The sequence below is a fragment of the Jiella marina genome (assembly GCF_024359545.1).
Classification (GTDB): domain Bacteria; phylum Pseudomonadota; class Alphaproteobacteria; order Rhizobiales; family Rhizobiaceae; genus Jiella.
Map to the genome: position 1 here is coordinate 81,185 of NZ_JAKQZG010000007.1, position 18,073 is coordinate 99,257.

The 18,073-nt window shown below is 64.8% G+C and carries 13 protein-coding genes; 2 read left to right on the forward strand and 11 right to left on the reverse strand.

Going from position 1 to position 18,073, the window contains the following annotated elements:
• Nucleotides 1–12: 12 nt before the first annotated feature.
• The 7 genes from MF134_RS13550 to MF134_RS13580 form a co-directional block, all read right to left on the reverse strand.
• Nucleotides 13–2,400 (reverse strand): xanthine dehydrogenase family protein molybdopterin-binding subunit, encoded by a 2,388-nt coding sequence (locus MF134_RS13550; RefSeq protein WP_255340006.1) that lies wholly within the window; start codon nt 2,398–2,400, stop codon nt 13–15.
• A 14-nt stretch (nt 2,401–2,414) separates the two neighbouring features.
• Entirely contained in the window at nt 2,415–2,888 is a 474-nt protein-coding gene (locus MF134_RS13555; RefSeq protein ID WP_255340007.1) for a (2Fe-2S)-binding protein, read from the reverse strand.
• 10 nt (nt 2,889–2,898) lie between these two features.
• Complete coding sequence (locus MF134_RS13560) at nt 2,899–4,029, reverse strand: ABC transporter ATP-binding protein (protein ID WP_255340008.1); 1,131 nt, start codon at nt 4,027–4,029, stop codon at nt 2,899–2,901.
• Nucleotide 4,030: 1 nt separating this feature from the next.
• Nucleotides 4,031–4,891 (reverse strand): ABC transporter permease, encoded by an 861-nt coding sequence (locus MF134_RS13565; RefSeq protein WP_255340009.1) that lies wholly within the window; start codon nt 4,889–4,891, stop codon nt 4,031–4,033.
• Nucleotides 4,888–5,751 (reverse strand): ABC transporter permease, encoded by an 864-nt coding sequence (locus MF134_RS13570; RefSeq protein ID WP_255340010.1) that lies wholly within the window; start codon nt 5,749–5,751, stop codon nt 4,888–4,890. The genes MF134_RS13565 and MF134_RS13570 overlap by 4 nt, the downstream gene beginning before the upstream one ends.
• Nucleotides 5,752–5,834: 83 nt before the next feature.
• Nucleotides 5,835–7,163 carry an ABC transporter substrate-binding protein gene (locus MF134_RS13575; RefSeq protein ID WP_255340011.1) on the reverse strand — a complete coding sequence of 443 codons (1,329 nt, stop codon included), beginning with the start codon at nt 7,161–7,163 and terminating at the stop codon, nt 5,835–5,837.
• Nucleotides 7,164–7,643: 480 nt separating this feature from the next.
• Nucleotides 7,644–9,059: an L-serine ammonia-lyase gene (locus MF134_RS13580; protein ID WP_255340012.1), complete on the reverse strand. Its 1,416-nt coding sequence runs from the start codon at nt 9,057–9,059 to the stop codon at nt 7,644–7,646.
• Nucleotides 9,060–9,119: 60 nt separating this feature from the next.
• Here MF134_RS13580 and MF134_RS13585 point away from each other — a divergent pair, with 60 nt between their 5' ends.
• A complete protein-coding gene (locus MF134_RS13585; protein ID WP_255340147.1) occupies nt 9,120–9,701 on the forward strand; it encodes an ABC transporter permease in 582 nt (193 codons plus the stop codon).
• 19 nt (nt 9,702–9,720) lie between these two features.
• On the opposite strand, the gene MF134_RS13590 is transcribed toward MF134_RS13585, so the two are convergent.
• The 3 genes from MF134_RS13590 to MF134_RS13600 all read right to left on the reverse strand — a co-directional run bounded on the left by MF134_RS13590 (nt 9,721) and on the right by MF134_RS13600 (nt 15,328).
• Nucleotides 9,721–12,804, reverse strand: coding sequence for an efflux RND transporter permease subunit (locus tag MF134_RS13590; protein WP_255340013.1), 3,084 nt, complete (start codon nt 12,802–12,804; stop codon nt 9,721–9,723).
• On the reverse strand, nt 12,804–13,889 hold the full coding sequence (locus MF134_RS13595) for an efflux RND transporter periplasmic adaptor subunit (RefSeq protein WP_255340014.1): 1,086 nt from the start codon (nt 13,887–13,889) through the stop codon (nt 12,804–12,806). The genes MF134_RS13590 and MF134_RS13595 overlap by 1 nt, the downstream gene beginning before the upstream one ends.
• Nucleotides 13,890–14,068: 179 nt before the next feature.
• Nucleotides 14,069–15,328 (reverse strand): APC family permease, encoded by a 1,260-nt coding sequence (locus tag MF134_RS13600; RefSeq protein WP_255340015.1) that lies wholly within the window; start codon nt 15,326–15,328, stop codon nt 14,069–14,071.
• A 325-nt stretch (nt 15,329–15,653) separates the two neighbouring features.
• Between MF134_RS13600 and MF134_RS13605 the strand changes: the two genes are divergently transcribed.
• Nucleotides 15,654–16,514 carry an aldo/keto reductase gene (locus tag MF134_RS13605; RefSeq protein WP_255340016.1) on the forward strand — a complete coding sequence of 287 codons (861 nt, stop codon included), beginning with the start codon at nt 15,654–15,656 and terminating at the stop codon, nt 16,512–16,514.
• Between the two features lie 171 nt (nt 16,515–16,685).
• On the opposite strand, the gene MF134_RS13610 is transcribed toward MF134_RS13605, so the two are convergent.
• Nucleotides 16,686–18,071 carry an amidase gene (locus tag MF134_RS13610; RefSeq protein ID WP_255340017.1) on the reverse strand — a complete coding sequence of 462 codons (1,386 nt, stop codon included), beginning with the start codon at nt 18,069–18,071 and terminating at the stop codon, nt 16,686–16,688.
• Between the last annotated feature and the right edge of the window lie 2 nt (nt 18,072–18,073).

The following is an 18,073-nucleotide window of genomic DNA, read 5'->3' on the forward strand; positions in this document are numbered from 1 at the left end:
GGAACTTCCTCCTCACTCGGCTGCGATGCTGGTCGACTGGGCGTTGCGGATGATCGCCCAGAGCCGGTTGGGCGTTGCCGGCATGTCCACATGGGTGATGCCGAGCGGCTTCAGCGCATCGACGACGGCGTTGATGACGGCGGCCGGCGATCCGATCGTCCCGCACTCGCCGCAGCCCTTCACGCCCATCGGCGTGTGAGCGCAGGCGGTGACCTGCGGCGAGATGGTGATCGACGGCAGATTGTCGGCGCGGGGCATGCAGTAGTCCATGAAGGAGCCAGACATCAGCTGGCCGGTTTCCTCGTCATAGATGCCGTGCTCGAACAGCGCCTGGCCGATCCCCTGGACGATGCCGCCATGGAGCTGGCCTTCGACGATCATCGGATTGATGATCGTGCCGACATCGTCGACGGCGGTATAGGCGCAAAGTTCGATTTCGCCGGAATCGGGGTCGATCTCCACCTCGCAGAAATGCGCGCCGCCGGGATAGGTGAAGTTGATGGGGTCGTAATAGGCCTGCTCCTCGAGGCCGGGCTCCAGCGTTTCGAGCGGGTAGTCGTGTGGCACATAGGCAGCGCCCGCGATCTCCGCAAAGGTCTTTGCGCGATCGGTGCCGGCGACCTTGAACTCGCCCTTTTCGAAGGCGATGTCCTCGAAACTTGCCTCCAGAAGATGGGCGGCGATCTTGCGACCCTTCACGATCACCTTGTCACCGGCCTTGGATAGCGCCGCGCCGCCCACGACGAGCGATCGGGAGCCGTAGGTGCCCATGCCGAACTGCACGCGGTCGGTGTCGCCGAAGACGATGTCGATGTCCTCGAAGGGTACGCCGAGCTGTTCCGAGACGATCTGGGCGAAGGTGGTCTCGTGGCCCTGGCCGTGATTGTGGGTGCCGATCATCACGGAGACATGGCTGGTCGGATGCACCCGCACCGTGGCGCTCTCGTAGAGGCCACCGCGGGCGCCCATCTGGCCGGCGAGGCGCGAGGGCGCGAGGCCACAGGCCTCGACATAGGTGGAAAGCCCCAGTCCTCGATATTTGCCGCGTCTGGCTGCCTCCGTGCGGCGGGCCTCGAAGCCGGCGATGTCGGCGACCTCGATCGCCTTGTCGAGGCAGGCCATTGGATCGCCGCTGTCATATTCGACGACCACCGGGGTCTGATAGGGATATTCTTCCTTCGAGATCATGTTGCGGCGGCGGATCTCGATCTTGTCGATCCCGGTCTCGATCGCCGCCACGTCGACGAGGCGTTCCAGAACGAAGGTCGCTTCGGGGCGCCCTGCGCCGCGATAGGCGTCGACGGGCAGCGTGTTGGTGAAGACGACCTTCACGTTGCAGAAGATCGCCGGCAGCTTGTAGACGCCCGAAAGCAGCGGGGCGTAGAGATTGGTCGGAATGTTCGGCCCGAAGGTCGAGAGATAGCCGCCCATATTGGCGAGCGTCGACACCCAGAGCCCGAGGAACTTGCCGTTCTCGTCGAGCATCAGCTCGGCTTCGGTGACGTGATCGCGGCCCTGACGGTCGGAGACGAAGCCTTCGGAGCGCTCGCTCACCCATTTGACCGGCCGGCAGAGCTTGCCGGCGATGAAGGTGAGCGCCGCCTCCTCGGCATAGTGGAACTGCTTCACCCCGAAACCGCCGCCGACATCGGGCGCGACGACCCTCAGCTTGTGTTGCGGAATGTTGAGCACCAGCCCGCCCATCAGGAAGCGGACCACATGCGGAAACTGGCTGGTGGTGTAGAGCGTGTAGTGGTCGCGGGCGCGGTCGTATTCGGCGATCGCTGCGCGCGGCTCCATCGGATTGCCGATGAGGCGGTTGTTGACGAGTTCGATCCGGGCGATGTGGGCGGCCTTCTGGCGCGCCTCCTCGACCGCCGCTTCGTCGCCCATCGCCCAGTCGCAGCAGAGATTCTGCGGCACGTCCTCATGAACGAGCGGTGCCTCGGGCTTCAGGGCGTCGAGCATGCTGACGACGGGCGTCAGAGGCTCGTAGTCGACCATGACGAGATCGGCCGCGGCCTGCGCCTGTTCCGGCGTCTCGGCAACGACGACGGCGACCGGATCGCCGACATGGCGCACCTTGCCGACGGCGAGGACCGGGTAGAACGGTTCCTTCATCGGTTCGCCGTCACTGCCGGTAATGCCCCAGCCGACCGGCAGTCCGCCGACCTTCGCGGCCTCCAGATCCGCGCCGGTGAAGACGGCGACGACGCCCTCGGCCTCCAGCGCAGCCGATGAGTCGATTGCGCCGATCTTCGCATGGGCGTGCGGTGAGCGCACGAAGAAGGCGGCCGCCATGTTGTGAAGCTTGATGTCGGAGACGTAGCGCCCCCGGCCGGTGAGGAAGCGGACGTCCTCTTTGCGTTTCGGGGCCTGGCCGATGCCGATCGCCGTCATGACGGTGTTCTCCTTCAAGCGCGCTGATGCATCGCGGCGGTGCCCGCCATGATGGATTTGACGATGTTCTGATAGCCGGTGCAGCGGCAGATATTGCCTTCGAGCCAGTGGCGCAGTTCGGTCTCCGTCGGATCGGGATTGCGGTTGGCAAAATCGACGGCCGAGATCAGCATGCCCGGCGTACAGAAGCCGCATTGCAGGCCGTGGTTCTCCCGGAACGCAGTCTGCATCGGGTGCAGGCCGCCATCGGGATCGGCGAGCCCCTCGACCGTCGTCACGCCCCGGCCTTCGAGCGAAGCGACGAGCAGCGTGCAGCTCTTCACCGACTCCCCGTCGAGGAGCACCAGGCAGGCGCCGCACTGGCTGGTGTCGCAGCCGATATGGGTTCCGGTGAGATCCATATCCTCACGCAGGAGATCGGCCAGCCGGGTGGCCGGGTCGACATCGACCGTCACGGGCTTGGCATTCAGTGTGAAACTGACCTTCATGGCGTTTCTCCTATGGCTCGATCATCAGATGGGCGTGCTCGACGTCCCAAGCCGCGTAGACGACTTCGCCCACCTTCATCGGATCCTGGAAGAAGCGGCGTTCGGGTACGAAGGCGATGAAGGCGACGTCGTCGGTGGCGTCCAGCATGACCTTGACGAAATTGCCCTGGTATTCGATGCCGACGATCCGGCTCGACACGGCGGCCTTGCCGGCGGGAACCTTGCCCTTTTCCGGCCGGAGCAGCTCGATGTCGTCGCGGCGCACCGCGATTTCGATCGTTTCGTCCTTTTCGAGACGGTGCCTGCCGTCGAACGCGACTTCGATCGGCTCCTCGCCGCGGCCGACCATGGTGGCACGTACGCCGTTGATCGTGCGGACCTTGCCGCGCAGCACGTTCTGGCCACCCATGAACTCGGCCACATAGCGGTCGCGCGGGGCGATGTAGACTTCGCGGGCAGGGCCGGCCTGCTTGATCTTTCCCCGTTCCATCACGACGACGAGGTCGGCAAGCGCGATTGCCTCCATCTGGGTGTGGGTGACGTGAACGAAGGTGATGCCGAGATTCTTCTGCATGGTGGCGAGTTCGGTGCGCATCTGGATGCGCAGATGCTCGTCGAGCGCCGAGAGCGGTTCGTCGAGGAGCAGAACCCGCGGCTCGGTGATTGCGGCGCGGGCGAGGGCGACGCGCTGCTGCTGGCCGCCGGAGAGCTGGCCCGGCAGGCGTTCGGCAAACTCGCCGAGCTGCACGGTCGCCATCATCTCTTCGGCACGGCGGTAGCGCTCGGACCGGCTCATGCCCCTGACCCTGAGGGCATAGGCGATGTTGTCGCGCACGTTGAGATGCGGAAACAGGGCGTAGGACTGAAACATCATCGCCGTGCGACGCTTGACCGGCGGCAGGCCGACGACGTTCTCGCCGCCGATCAGGATTTCGCCATGGGTCGGGTCCTCGTGACCGGCGATCATCCTGAGAATGGTCGACTTGCCGCAGCCGGACGGGCCAAGCACGCAGCAATAGGCCCCGTCGGGGATCTTCAGATTGATGCCGTCGACGGCCGTGGTCTCTCCGCCGTCGTAGGATTTCACGACGCCGGCGAGCTCGATGGCGCCGCGGCCGGACGAGGTCGTTTGCATCGTCATGTCAGGCCTCGTTCTTGATGCGCTGGGCCCGACGCCGCTGGATCATGACGATCGATCCGAGCGCAAGGCCGATGGTGACAAAGGAGACGATCGTGGTGACGGTGCCGAGCGCGTAGAGCGCCGGCGAGGTCACGTTGAGCGTCATCGACCAGATTTCGAGGGGAAGCGTGTTGAGCGTCCCGGCGGTCTGGAGCGTGCGGGCGAACTCGTCATAGGAAAGCGTGAAGCCGAAGAGGGCCACGGCGACGAGACCCGGCAGCAGGATTGGCAGGATCACCAGCCAGACGGTCTGGAGCGGAGAGGCACCGAGGTCGCGCGAGGCCTCTTCCCAGGCCGTGTTGAACCGCGACATCACGGCGAACATGATCAGGACGCCGAAGGGCAGGGTACAGGAGAGCTGCGCGCCGAGCGCCGACGTATACCAACTCGGGCGCATCCCGAGGAAATTGAACGTCAGTCCGATGCCGAGACCGAGCACCAGGCCGGGCACGACGAGGCTGCCGATCATCAGATAGAACACGGCCGTGTCGCCGAAGTAGCGGCGGCGGAAGGCCATGCCGGCGAGGAACGAGATCACCACAGTTAACACCGTGACGAGGACCGCCAGCCGGATCGAGCGATCGAACGAGCCTTTCACGTCGCCGGTGCGCACCTGGGTGAAGAGATCGACGAACCAGTGCAGCGACAGGCCCTTCATCGGGAAGACGAGACCGCCGCGCACATCCTGGAAGGACAGGATGTAGATCGAGATCATAGGAGCGTAGAGCCCGATCACATAGAGGATGAAGACGGCGAGGAGGACGTAGAAGGTCCAGGGCCGGCCGCCCGAGCGCGGCGTTCCGGCGGTGGCGGAGCGGCTCATCGGGCAATCTCCCGGCGAATGTCGACGACGCGCAGGATCGAGAAGACGACCGCCACCACAATGAGGGTGAGGATGACGGCGCTGGCTGCGGCGGAGGGATATTGCAGGACGCCCACATCTTCGTAGAGCGCGCCGACGACCGAGGCCGAGCCGCCGCCGGACATCACCTTCACCACGAAGAAGTCACCCATCACGATCGACAGCACGAAGATCGAGCCGAGTGCGATGCCGCTCTTGGCCATGGGCAGGACGATGTACCGCAGGATGTCGAAGCGGCTCGAACCGGCGTCCAGCGCCGCCTCGATCAGCGACTTGTCGATCTTCGACAGGGAATTGAAGATCGGCACGATCATGAAGATCGTCAGCTGATGGACATAGGCGACGATCACCGCGAAGTTCGAAAACAGCAGGAAGGCGAGCGGCTGGTCGATGATGCCGGCTCCCATCAGGCCCTGATTGATGAGGCCTTCCTTGCCCAGGAGCGGGATCCAGGAAATCATCCGGATGATGTTCGACGTCCAGAACGGGACCGTGCAGAGCAGGAACAGGCCGATCGCCAGAAGCTGGTTCTTCACGTGGAAGACCAGGAAATAGGAGACCCAGAAGCCGATGACGGTGGCGAACGCCCAAGTGATGACGGCGAACTTTGCGGTCTCGTAATAAAGGTCGAAGGTCAGCCGCGAGCGGAACACGCCGATGTAATTGTCCAGCGTGAAGGTCTGGATCATCCCGCCGAAGCCGTCCGATTCCATGAAGCTCGCCGCCAGGATCACCAGGAACGGCACGACGAAGAACGGGATCAGCACGAGCAGGAGCGGCGAGACCGCGAGCCAGCCGAACAGGTCTGAGCGCTTGACCATCAATCGGACTCCGTGGGGAGGATGGGCGATCGGGACGGCCGCTTGCGGCCGGCCCGATGTCTTGTGGGGTTCACGCGCTCGGCTCAGGCGACCTTGAACTCGTTCCAGCGCTTGTTCATGTACGCCGCCTCGTCCATCAGCGTGTTCCAGCACGAGATGTTGGTGACGCGTTCGATGAAGGAGCCGCCATCGCGCTTGGCGCCTTCCGGCTCCATCGGCACGCCGTAAGGGTCCATGATCGGCTCGGGGGCGGGCTTGCCTTCGTACCAGTAGGCCCACTCGGCTGGCGACAACTGCTCCTTCGCCGTGCTGGGGACGGGCGAATAATAGCCGTAGCGGGCGACGAAGGCGCCCTGCCAGCCGGACAGGTACCAGTTCAGATATTCATAGGCCGCATCGAGCTTCTTGCCTTCCAGATGCCCCATCAGGGCCATGCCGTTGCACCAGCCGCGATAGCCTTCCTTGCCGTTCTTCTTGTTGACCGGCGCGTAGACGCAGGGGACTTCCTTGACCCGAACGGCGGCGACCGCCGGCGACCACATGGACTGGATGATCACCTCTCCAGCGGCCATCAGGTTGACCGACTGGTCGAAAGTGGTCCAGGTGGCGCGGAAATGGCCGGCGCGCTTGAGCTCGATCAGCTTGTCGATCGTCTGGTCGATCTCCTCGCGGGTCATGTTGCCCTTGTTGCCGTAGCTGATGAGCCCGGCGCTCTCGAAGCAGAGCGCGGCGTCCATGATGCCGATGGCGGGAACGTCGAGGATCGCCGCCTTGCCGGCGAATTTCGGATCGATCAGCTCCTTCCACTCGGTCACCTCGTGCCCGACGAGGTCGGGCCGGTAGCCGATGGAGTCGGCGTTGTAGACCTGGGGCAGGAAGGTCATCCAGTCGGTGACGCCTTCGTGCAGCTCGGTCGCGTCCTTTTCCTCGATATACATCGCCTCATAGGGGGAGATGCCTTCGCGGGGGATCTCGTGGCCCTCGATTTCGCCGCGGGTGAAGATCGGCAGGATGTTGTCGAACTGCTTGATCCGGGCACGTTCGATCCCCTGCAGGACGCCGCGCCTTGTGGCGAGCTTGGCCTGCCAGCCTTCGACATCGGCGATGTCGACGGAATTGGGCTGGGTGATGAAGCGGTTGATCGCGGCCGACGTGTCGAGGTTCTGCATCGTGACCTTGAAGCCGAGATCCTTCGAGGCCTGGTCGCCGATCGCCTTCACCACCGAGTAGGAGACGCCCACATGGGTGAGCTCGATGTCCTTGATCTCCTGCGCCCAGATGGTCGGGAAACCGGTGATCGCGCCGGAACCCGCCGCAGCGCCGGCGGCCGCCGCCGCGCCCTTGAGGACCGTACGCCGCGACAGCGCGCCGGCCGGCTTCGAGCCCCTGCTTTGATCATCATTCTTGGTCATGGTCACACCTTTCCTGATGAGCGGCTCCCCATGGAACCGACCCCAAGTCGTCGAACAGTCTCGTTGATCGCTGGCTTCAGTGCTTCGACGCTAGATGCAGTGCGGTATGAACGTCCAATTTAATCGCCAAATGCCGAGTATTTGTCGCTTTTATAGAAATGAATTGACCTTTAATTGCGCAGAGACAGGTAAAATAATGTGCAGAATGATGAAGATATTTTCGTTTATTGCAGAATTCGCGGCTTTCCCTGATGTGTTGCATCGACAGAGCCCGCGGTTCGCCAACGCAGGGAGGTGCTTTGCGGTTCGGCGGGCGGGGCGCGAATCCGTCAAACCGGCGACGGGCCAACCATCAGACACGGAGCTTCTTTCAGTCCGTCCGGACTCCTCGGCCGATCTTCGCTGACCCGGCCGCTCTCGTATTTCACGACGACCGTTAAGCGCGCGCCGGGCCGGAACAGCTTACGAGAGGTCTGATCCTCAGCACTCCGGCAGGTTGACCGCGATGCCGCCGGTCGAGGTTTCCTTGTACTTGACGTTCATGTCGCGGCCGGTCTCGAGCATCACCTTGATGCAATTGTCGAGCGGCATGAAATGCTCGCCATCGCCGCGTAGCGCGAGAGCGGCGGCCGACACGGCCTTGATGGCGCCGAGCGCATTGCGCTCGATGCAGGGCACCTGAACGAGGCCGCCGGCCGGGTCGCAGGTCATGCCGAGGTGATGTTCCAGCGCGATTTCTGCCGCGTTCTCGATCTGCGCATTGGTGCCGCCGAAAGCCGCGCAGAGGCCGGCAGCGGCCATGGCCGCAGCGCTCCCCACCTCGCCCTGGCAGCCGACCTCGGCACCCGAAATCGAGGCATTGGCCTTGATGATCCCGCCGACCGCCGCGGCCGTCAGCAGGAAGTCACGCCGCAGCTTGTCGGAGCGACCGCCGCAATGTTCCTGCCAATAGCGAAGCACCGCTGGCACCGTGCCGGCCGCGCCATTGGTCGGCGCGGTCACCACCTTGCCGCCGGCGGCGTTCTCCTCGTTGACGGCCATGGCGTAGAGGCTCAACCATTCATTGCCGATATGCGGCGTCTGCAGATTGGTGAAGCGCTCGGCTTCGAGCTTCTCGTGGAGGTCGCGCGCCCGCCGGCGTACCTTCAGCCCACCCGGAAGAATGCCGGAGCCCTCGAGGCCGCGGTCGATGCATTCGTTCATCGCATCGGAGATCTCGTCGAGCCGGTCGTCGAGATCGTCACCGCGTCCGCGCGCCTCTTCGTTTGCCCGCTTCATCTCGGCGATGGTGAGGCCGGAAGCGCGTCCCATGTCGAGCATCTCCTGCGAGGAGGTGAAGGGGTAGGGCACCCCGATCAGCTCTTCGGAGGTCTTGGCGCTGCCCGAACCGCCGTCGTTCTGGGCGACGAGTTCTTCCTCGCTCATCACGAAGCCGCCGCCGACCGAATAATAAGTGGTGGTCAGCGTCGGGTTTCCCCGTCCGTCGAAGGCGCGAAAGATCATGCCATTGGCATGAAGCGGCAAGGGCGGCCCGTAGTCGAAGATCAGATCCTTGTCCGGATCGAACGCCATCGCGGGCAGGTCGGGCAGATCCAGTTTCCGGGACTCTCGAAGATCGTCGATCATTTCGTCGGCGGCCTCGATGTCGAGCGTCTCGGGCAACTGTCCCAGGAGGCCAAGAAGAACAGCCCGGTCGGTGGCGTGGCCCTTGCCGGTGAAAGCGAGCGATCCGTGCAGCGAGACCCGGATCGAGGCAGGCGCTCCGCCGCCCGGAATGCGCTCCGCGCCGCCGCGCAGATCGTCGAGAAAGCGCGCGGCGGCCACCATCGGACCCATCGTGTGGGAGGAGGACGGCCCGACGCCCCGCTTGAAGATCTCGAAGACGGAGATGAACATGAATCGCTCCTGTGGATCCATAGACGGGATCGCGACCCCCACGATCCGCCTTTGGCTCAGATGATTGAAGCACGCAATATCCCATCGGCCAACTCGCGGTTTCGTCAGACCGATTTCGTTCAGCGTGCGACCAGCCTGCGGCGGGCGGGGCGGTCGAATTCGCCGCGCAATGGGATCGCCATCCTCTGCGGCATTGAATCCGCGCTCTGGCCGAAGACGCTGCGCGCCATGCGCGGCGTCAACATCGCCGCCTTCGCCATTCCACCGATCGCGCTTGCGACGATCCTCAATCCTGCAGGGCCTAAGCCTCGTGCCGCGCGCCGCCCTCGAACTTCCCAAGGCGTATGGGGCATGATGCTTCAGGAATTGCGGCTGGTCTCCGTGCCGGCATCGCTGCCCTATGTCTTCGCGGCGACGCGGCTGACGGTGCCGCGGGCGATCCTCGGCGTCATGATCGCCGAATGGCTCGCCACGGGAACCGGCCTCGGCAACCTCCTCAACCAGTCGCGCGGCTTTCTCGACTACGGCATGATCTGGACCGTCGCAGCGGTCTCGGTGATCCTGTCCGTCGTCCGCTATCAGATCGTAGTCTTCACCGAACGGCGGGTGCTCGCTGCCCGGGGAATGACGACGGTCGAGTGAGTGAGGCATCTTCTCATGTTCACGTCGCCACTTCGGCTTCCTGCCCGGTCGTATCGGCTTTCTCACGCCTCTCTTCCCGGGCATCGGACTGGAAGATGTCGTAGAGAACCGGCGTCAGGAACAGGGTCAGGATCGAAGCCACGAGATAACCGCCGATGATGACGAGGCCGATCGAGAACCGGCTTTCGGCGCCGGCGCCCGAGGACAGGATCAGCGGAACGGCGCCGAGAACGGTCGAGAGCACCGTCATCAGGATCGGGCGCAGGCGGATAGTGGCGGCTTCGGTCACGGCCTCGCGCACCGACTGACCCTGTTCGCGGAGCTGGTTGGCGAATTCGACGATCAGGATGCCGTTCTTGGCCATCAGTCCGATCAGCATCACCATGCCGACCTGGGAATAGACGTTGATCGCTTCGCCCAGCGCGAACAGCGTGGCGAGCGCGCCGGCGACGGCCAGGGGGACTGAGAGCAGAATGACGACCGGCTGGATGAAACTCTCGAACTGCGCCGCGAGCACGAGATAGACGACGACCAGAGCGAGGCCGAAGGTCATGAGGAGGCCGCCGGACGTCTCCTGAAACTGCTTGGCCTGACCGGTCCAGGAAAGCCCCATCTGGGACGGCAGCTCCGCAACGATCCCTTCCGTGATCGCGATCGCCGCTCCAAGATCGGTTCCCTCGGCAAGCCCGGCGGAAATCTCGACGGAGGGCTGGCGGTCGTAGCGGTTGAAGGCGCGCACGGAGGCGCGGCGCTCGACCTCGACCAGCCCGTCGAGAGGGATCAGATCACCCGACGCGGTCCGCACGTTCAGGCCGCGCAGGTCCGCCGGACTGCGCCGGCGCTCCTCCGGGGCCTGCAGGATCACCGGATAGCGCCGGTCGCGCTCGATATATTCGGTAACCTCGGCGGAGGCGAAGAAGGTGCGCACCGTGTCGGCCACCGTGCGGGCGGCGATGCCGACCTCGCGCGCCCGTTCGCGATCGACCTCGATGTCGAAGCCCGGCGTGTTCACCTCATAGTCGCGGCGCACGTCGACGATTTCCGGCCGCTCCCGCAACCGGCTCTCGAGCTCCTCGGAGTAGCGGGCGGCCAGATCGAAGCTCGGGGCCGTCACCACGGCTTCGAGCGGGGTTCCGCCGCCGCCCGCCCCGAGGCCGGAGGGCGCAAAGGCTCGGACGCTGGCCAGTGTGATCTTCGAAAAGGCCGGCCGCAGTTCCGAGACGATCTCCCGCGGCGCCTGGGTTCTCTCCTCCCATGGCGCCATGACGGCGACGACGAAGGCGCGTCCCGTCTCGCCATACCGCCCGACGATCGAGATGACCTCCTCGACGGCGCCGCTGTCGCGATAGGGTTGAAGCAGATCTTCGATGCGTTCGACGACGACGTCGGTGAAGCCGAGACCGGCGCCCGCCGGCCCGTCGACGCTGACGAAGAAGACGCCCCGGTCCTCCTGCGGCGTGAGCTGCGACGGCAGATTCTGGTAGAAGGTCCAGGACATGCCGCTGAACAAGGCCGCCACCGCGAGAACGACGATCGGCACCTTGAGAGCGAGCCGCAGCAGGCGGCGGTAGCCGGATGACAGGCGGCGCGTCGTCCAGTCGACGGTTCGGGCAAGCGCGTTTCGGCCTTCGCCCTTCTTGAGGATTTTCGAGGCAAGGACGGGACAGAGCGTGAGGGCGACGAAGGTCGACACGGCGACGGCGATCGCGAGGGTGATGCCGAATTCGGTGAACAACCGTCCGATCTCGCCCTGCAGGAAGGAGAGCGGGAGAAAGACCGCAATCAGCGTGGCCGAGGTGGAGACGACGGCGAAGAAGACCTCCTTCGCGCCGGCGGAGGCCGCTTCGCGTGGTTCGTCGCCATTCTCGACCCGTCGCTCGATATTCTCCAGAACCACGATCGCGTCGTCGACCACGAGGCCGATGGCGAGGATCAGGGCGAAGAGCGTGAGGATGTTGATCGAAAAGCCGGCGAAGGCGATTCCGGCGCAGGCGCCCATCAGGGCGATCGGAATGGTGACGGCGGGAACCAGGGTGGCACGGATCGAGGCGATGAAGACGAAGATCACCGACACGACCACCGCGATCGCGATGCCGAGCGTCTGCAAGACGCCATAGATCGAGCTGCGGATGAACTCGGCATCGTCGCTGGTGATGCGGATCGTCGTGCCGGCCGGCAATTCGTCCTCGATATCGGAGACGAACTCTTCGACCGCACGCGAAATCGCCAGCGTGTTGGAACTCGACTGGCGCAGGACGCCGAGGCCGATGGCCGTCTGACCATTGGTGCGGAACAGGGTGTCGTCGGATTCCACCCCCAGTTCGACGTCGGCCAGCGTGCCGAGCCGGATCGGGAAGCCCTCGCGGCGAAGCACGATGAGTTCCTCGAACTCCTCGACCGATGCGAGTCGCGTTTCGGTGCGCAGCAGGTAGTTTCGCGAGGCGGACTCGATCTGGCCGGCTGGCAGTTCGATATTGTTTTCCCGAAGCGCCGAGGCGATGTCGTCGACCGTCACCCCGCGCGAGGCCATGGCGTCCGGATCGAGCCAGATGCGCATGGCGTAGAGCCGCTCGCCGGAGAGCTGCACCGTCGCCACCCCGGAAATCGTTTCCAGCCGCGCGGTGACGAAGCGTTCGGCGTAGTCGGTCAGCTCGCTCGCCGACAGGGTGTCGCTGACCAGTGCCAGCCGCACGACCGGATCGCCCTCGGTGTCGTTTTTCTCGACCGAGGGCTGGTCGACCGGTTCGGGCAGTTCGGGCGCGACCGCCTGGACCGCGGCCCTAACATCCGCCGTCGCCTCGTCGATGTCGCGGCTGGGCTCGAAGGTGATCACCGTTCGCGAGCCGCCGAGTTCGGCTTCCGTGGTGAAGGAATCGACGCCCGCGACCGTCGAGATCGCGCCTTCGATCACCGTCGACACCTCCGCATCGACGACGCCGGGCCCGGCGCCCGTATAGGCGACGCTGACCGTCACCTCTGCCGCGTCGACATCGGGCAGTTCCCGGATCGGCATGCGCGACAGGCCGGCAATGCCCAGAATCACGATCAGGATCGAGACGACCGAGGCGAGAACGGGACGGCGGAGGCTGAGCTCGGACAACATCAGTCGAGCGCCTCGTCGCGGTTTTCCGCCTCGACGATCTCGACCGGCGACCCGTCGGACAGGGTGTCCCAGCCGGTGACCACGACGCGCGAGGCAGGATCGAGGCCCTGTTCGATCTCGATGCGGCCTTCGCGGCTTGCCCCCAGTGCGACGTCAGTCCGCCTCGCCGTCCCGTCCGCGACCGTGAAGACGTAAGTGGCGGAGCCCTCGCTGATGACGGCATCGTCCGGAACGGTCAGTGCCTCGTAGGTCTCGAAGACGAGTTCAGTTGAGACGAACATGCCGCTGGCAAGGGCGCGGTCCTCGTTGTCGACGAGAACCCGAACGTTGAAACTGCGCGAGCCGGGATCGATGCCCGGGGCGATGAAGTCGACCTCGCCGGTGAAGACGCGTTCGGGATAGGGGCGCGCCTGCAGCCGTACCGTCTGACCCTTTCGGGCGCGAGCAAAATAGCGTTCGGGGAGGGCAAACTCCGCTTCGACCGCGCTCAGATCCTCGAAGGTGGAGACGACCGTCGCGGGCTCGACATATTCGCCCGCGTCGAGGTCGAACGCGCCTAGCACGCCCTCGAAAGGGGCGACGAGCCTGCGATCTTCGAGATTCGCATTGGCCAGCCGCAGGGCGGCCTCGGCACGGCGAAACACCGCGCGTGCCGTCTCGATCCGCGCCTCGGAGGACACGTTGCGATCCTGCAATTCCTCGAAGCGCCGGAGTTCCTGCCGCGCCTCCTCGTATGTGGCCCGCGCGTCTGCCAATTCGGCGCGCGCAGCGCGGCTGTCGAGTTCGAAGATGAGATCGCCTTCAGCGAGGCGATCTCCGGAGTTGACCGGTGCGCGGACCACCCGACCGGCCGCCAGCGGGCGCAACTCGATCGAGCGCAGCGGCAGGAGCGTTCCGACAGCCGAATAGCGATCTTCCAGTTCGCGCAATTCGGGGCTTTCGGTGGAGACGCGCGTAGCGCTGGGCTCCTCGGTCGAAGCCGCGGCCTGTTCGCTGCGCGTCAGATAGTCGGCGCCCCAGATGCCCGCGGCCGCACATGCCACGACAATGACGAGACCCGCCAACCATTTGATCGCCCGACCCAATCGGCTCTCCGCTTGCGTTTCTTTGGTTCGACAAGTGCTTCACGGGCACAGCTCGTCAAAGGAAACGCTGCGATATGACGCATGATTGAACGCGTCGTCAGAATGCTCGAGGGCTGTCGCGCGCCTGCTTTCCGATCGCAGGCTCCCATGGGGTCAACGCAATGCGCGTGAGGGCTTGGTCACCCCCCGCCGAGGATGAACTGAGCGATCTGCGCGACGAGCGCGGCGCCGGCGGCGAACACGCCGACATAAGGCACGACCACCGGGATATTGGGCACATCCTCGGGCTGTGTTCTGCGCTTCATACGGATGAGCGACAGGTTGACCCCGACGAAGACGATCAGGATCGCAAAGCTCGTGACCTCGGCCAGCGATTTCAGAGGCACCAGGAGAGCCAGCACCAGCACGGTGACGGAGATGAGGAGCGTCGCCGGGATCGGCGTGGCGGTGCTCTCGTTGACTTTGGCAAAGAGACGCGGCGCTCCGCGGCCGTCCCGGGCGATATCGAGCAGCAACCGGGCGGCCGCGATGATCTGCGTCAGCGCGCCATTCACGATCACGAAGAGGCTGGCGATCGCGATCGGAAGTCCCGGCCAGCCGACGAGTTCGACCGCTTTGACGAGGGGCGCGGAGGCTTCCGCGATGGCGGAGAGTTCGCCGGTGCCCACCAGGGCGAGTGCGATCAGGATGTAGAAGACGAAGACGATCGCGAGCGAGATCATCATCGCGCGAGGCAAGGTGCGCTTCACGTCGCGGACTTCTTCGGCCGTTTGCGCCAGATCACCAAAGCCGATGAAGGCGTACACCGCGAGAATGGCGCCGGCGAAGAGCCCGCCGAAGCCGCCGCCCACCGACCCTTCGCCGCCATCCGCGCTGGCGTCGAGCCCGGTCAGCACTTCGGCGGGCGCAGCCAGGATCGAATCGCGAAGGGCCCAGAGCACGGCGATGAGCGTGCCGATCCCGATGAGAGTCGTCACGCTCATCAGCCATGCACTTTCCTTCATCCCGGCAATGGCGATTCCACCGAGAACGAGGACGAGAGCTGTGGTCGCAAGCCATCCCGGGACGGTCGCGAAGCTGTCCAGATAGGCCACGAAACCCGTGACGATGGTCGCCGCCGACACGGTGTTCGCGACCATAAGCACCCAGCCCGCGCCGGATCCGAGAGCAGGTGCGTGGAAGGCCTGCTCCAGATAGTCGATGGGCCCGCCTGCGGTAGGAATGCGCGCGCCCATTTCGGCGAATGAAAGGGCCGAGGTGATCGCCACAATGGCTGCGAGCGCGTAGGCGAGCGGCGTCAGGGTGCCGGCTTCACCGACCACTTTCCCGACGACGACGAAGATGCCGGCGCCCAGGATGGTTCCCGAGCCATAGAACACCAGTTGCCATAGTCCGACGGAACGCTCGAGTTCGGATTGGTGCTGGGTCGTTTCATTCATGGTCCCCGGAACAGCGCGTCGGCATGATGGTTCCGGCGCCATCGCAGGAACACGTGGAGGGGACCAACGAACTGCACGGCTCGTTCGCACGGGGATAACTCCAAGCGGATTGATGCTTGTCGTTCATAAGTGCCTTCACATTCGCCCCCATAATCAGCCCCGGGTGGCTGCACCACATCTGGGATGGACGGATGGGCTATCGCCGGCCAGGCGCGACGGAAGAGTTGAAGCCTGCTTTGCTGGCTTCAGGCGCGACAAGGCGGGCGGTCAGGCCTGATCCGCAACGATATGAGGCTCGACAGCCTTTTCGCGAAAGGAGCAGACCATGATCCTGCAAGAAACCTATACCCTGCCGAACGACGTGAAGATCCCGAAGCTCGGGCTCGGGACCTGGATGATCGACGACAACAAGGTCGCCGATGCGGTGCGCGCCGCCGTGGCCATGGGCTACCGTCACATCGACACGGCTCAGGCCTATGGAAACGAGCGCGGCGTCGGCGAAGCTATCCGCGACTGCGGCGAACCGCGCGACGAACTGTTCGTGACAACCAAGCTGGACGCCTCCCACAAGGACTATGCCGGCGCCAAGGCGGCGATCGAGGGCTCGCTTCAGACTCTCGGGCTGGACACGATCGACCTGATGATCATCCACAGCCCGCAGCCCTGGGGCCAGTTCGGCGGTGCGGATCGCTTCTTTGCCGGCAATGTCGACGCCTGGCGGGCGTTGGAAGAGGCCTATGAGGCGGGCAAGATCCGCGCGATCGGCGTGTCGAACTTCCAGAAGGAGGATCTCGACAATCTGCTCGAGAACGCCTCCGTCAAGCCGATGGTCAACCAGATCCTCGCCCATGTCAGCAACACGCCGTTCGATCTGATCGACTACTGCAAGAAGAACGGGCTGCTAGTCGAAGCCTACTCGCCCATGGGGCACGGCAAGATCCTCGACAATGCCGAGATCGGCGCGATGGCCGAGAAGTACGGCGTCAGCGTTCCGCAGCTGAGCATTCGCTACACGCTTCAGCTCGGACTGCTGCCGCTCCCCAAGACGGCCAATCCGGACCACATGAAGAACAATGCCGACGTCGATTTCGAGATATCCGATGCGGACATGGAGACGCTCAAGAATGCCGAGCCCATCAAGGACTACGGCGATGCGAACGTCTTCCCGGTCTATGCCGGCAAGTGACGTCCGACTGTCCTGATCCGGTGCATGACCTCGAAGGAGCGTGGGGCCGAGCCTCGGCGCCATGACAGACGACGCGGGAGATGTTTCCCGCGTCGTTCGCGTTTTCGGCTGGCGCCTTTGCCTGAACGCTTGTTTCAGATCGATCTTCGGGGTCGGCCTCCTCGGAGGGATCTACATGCCGGGTCGACGCGTATGCCAGTCAGTCTGGGTCTGGAAGGCGTGGGCGGCTTTCGCCAGACGGGCTTCCGAGAGCGCCGGCCCGGCAAGTTGCATCGAGAGCGGCAGGCCGGCGCTGTCGAACCCGCTCGGCAGGGTGATCGTCGGCGTGCCGGAAAAATCGAAGGGTGCCGTGAAGCGCAGGAGTCTGACGAGAACGGAGGGGTCCGCGCCGAAGGATGCCAGCTCGGCAAGGCTCGGCAGGCGCATCGGCATGGTCGGAATGAGGAAGGCGTCCACCTCCTCGAACATCGCCGAAAGGCCGCCGTTGAAGGCGAGCCGCTCGTGCATGATGTCGCAGAGATCAAGCCCGCCGAGGTCACGGCCTTCCTCGATGAGACCGGCGAGTTCCGGCCCGTAATCCGCCTTTCGCGCCGGATAGGTCCCGCGATGGGCGACGGCCGTCTCCACCGCGCACATGGGGATCCAGAGGCTGACCAGTCTTTCATGCGGCGGAAACCGCACTTCCTTGATCCTGGCACCCAGCGAGCGGAAGACCTCCTCGGCGGCCGACAGCGCGGCCGCGGCTTCGGGATCGACGCCGTCGAAGGCGTAGGCGCGGTCGATGCCGATCGTCATGTCCCGGATGCTTTGGCCGATGGCGGCAAGATAGTCCGGCACTTCGGCACGAAGGCTCGTGGGATCCTTGTCGTCGGCGCCGGCGATGACGCCGAGGATCGCCGCGGCATCGCCCGCCGACCGGGCCATCGGGCCGACGTGATCGAGGGAATCGGCCAGCGCAAAGACGCCGTGGCGAGAGACCCGGCCCCAGGTCGGCTTGATGCCGGTGAGCGCATTGGCCGCCGAGGGAAAGCGGATCGACCCGCCCGTGTCGGAGCCGAGCGAACCATAGGCAAGACCTGTTGCCGGCGCGACGCCGGAACCGCTCGATGAGGAGCCGGCCCAATGCTCCGGCGCCCAGGGGTTGAGCGGCGGATCGACATCGGGATGGTGAGTGGTGTAGGCGCCCTCGGTCATCTTGAGCTTGCCGAGGATGATCGCGCCCGCCGCCTCCAGCCGATCGACAACGGTGGCGTTGTAGCCGGGCACGAAGTCGCGATGGATACGGGTGCCGGCAGTGGTGGGTGCGAAGGTCGTGTAGCAGAGGTCCTTGACCGCGATCGGCACGCCATGGAGCGGGCCGCGCCAGATGCCTTTGCCGATCTCCTCCTCCGCCGCCTTCGCCTTGTCCATGGCGCGCTCGGCGAGAACGGTCTGATAGCTGCGGTGTTGGCGGTCCAGACGGTCGATGCGCTCCAGCATCGTCTTCGTGACCTCGACGGGCAAGACCGCACGGCGCTTGAGCGCATCGGAAATCTGGAGAAGGGTCTGGAATTCCATGG

Coding starts and splice junctions, on each gene's coding strand:
- MF134_RS13550 (WP_255340006.1), bottom strand. CDS start 2,400: ATGACGGCGATCGGCATCGGCCAGGCCCCGAAACGCAAAGAGGACGTC.
- MF134_RS13555 (WP_255340007.1), bottom strand. CDS start 2,888: ATGAAGGTCAGTTTCACACTGAATGCCAAGCCCGTGACGGTCGATGTC.
- MF134_RS13560 (WP_255340008.1), bottom strand. CDS start 4,029: ATGACGATGCAAACGACCTCGTCCGGCCGCGGCGCCATCGAGCTCGCC.
- MF134_RS13565 (WP_255340009.1), bottom strand. CDS start 4,891: ATGAGCCGCTCCGCCACCGCCGGAACGCCGCGCTCGGGCGGCCGGCCC.
- MF134_RS13570 (WP_255340010.1), bottom strand. CDS start 5,751: ATGGTCAAGCGCTCAGACCTGTTCGGCTGGCTCGCGGTCTCGCCGCTC.
- MF134_RS13575 (WP_255340011.1), bottom strand. CDS start 7,163: ATGACCAAGAATGATGATCAAAGCAGGGGCTCGAAGCCGGCCGGCGCG.
- MF134_RS13580 (WP_255340012.1), bottom strand. CDS start 9,059: ATGTTCATCTCCGTCTTCGAGATCTTCAAGCGGGGCGTCGGGCCGTCC.
- MF134_RS13585 (WP_255340147.1), top strand. CDS start 9,120: ATGATTGAAGCACGCAATATCCCATCGGCCAACTCGCGGTTTCGTCAG.
- MF134_RS13590 (WP_255340013.1), bottom strand. CDS start 12,804: ATGTTGTCCGAGCTCAGCCTCCGCCGTCCCGTTCTCGCCTCGGTCGTC.
- MF134_RS13600 (WP_255340015.1), bottom strand. CDS start 15,328: ATGAATGAAACGACCCAGCACCAATCCGAACTCGAGCGTTCCGTCGGA.
- MF134_RS13605 (WP_255340016.1), top strand. CDS start 15,654: ATGATCCTGCAAGAAACCTATACCCTGCCGAACGACGTGAAGATCCCG.
- MF134_RS13610 (WP_255340017.1), bottom strand. CDS start 18,071: ATGGAATTCCAGACCCTTCTCCAGATTTCCGATGCGCTCAAGCGCCGT.